The sequence below is a fragment of the Aquicoccus porphyridii genome (assembly GCF_008369105.1).
Lineage (GTDB): Bacteria > Pseudomonadota > Alphaproteobacteria > Rhodobacterales > Rhodobacteraceae > Aquicoccus > Aquicoccus porphyridii.
This window is the reverse complement of sequence record NZ_VINQ01000100.1, coordinates 1-510: the sequence shown is the minus strand read 5'-3', so window position 1 is coordinate 510 and position 510 is coordinate 1. Positions and strand designations below refer to the sequence as shown.

The following is a 510-nucleotide window of genomic DNA, read 5'->3' as shown; positions in this document are numbered from 1 at the left end:
CTTGCGCCATTGGCGACGGCCCTGCGGGCCATGCTTGCGCGCCTGCCATTCACCATCGCCGAGGAACTTGATCCCGGTGCTGTCCACGAGCAGGTTCAGCGGCTCGTCTGCACGGCGATACGGAACCTGAACGGCCAAGGTTTTCTGCCTCCGACACAGCGTGGAGAAGTCCGGCACCGGCCAATCCAGCCCCGCCAGCTTCAGAAGGCTAGCCACCATGCCTGCGGTCTGGCGCAAGGGAAGCTTGAACAGCACTTTGATCGACAGGCAGAACTGGATTGCCGCATCGGAAAACACCGGTGGCCGCCCGGGACGCCCGTCACGCGGCGCGCGCCGGGTCATATCCTTGTCGACCCAGATCAGCAGAGCCCCCCGCTTGCGCAGCGACGCGTTGTAGCTGGACCAGTTCGTCGTGCGATAGCGGGCAGGAGGGGGCTTGCTCATGCAGCCTCTGTAACCGCATGGATTCACGAAGTGAATCCTTCACCGGGATAGTTCTGCAACAACGCC

The 510-nt window shown here is 63.3% G+C and carries 1 protein-coding gene; it reads right to left on the bottom strand.

All coding sequences use genetic code 11. The features are described 5' to 3' along the window. Nucleotides 1–444: IS5 family transposase (locus tag FLO80_RS21965; RefSeq protein WP_149187134.1), on the bottom strand; the 444-nt coding region annotated here is incomplete at its 3' end. Between the last annotated feature and the right edge of the window lie 66 nt (nt 445–510).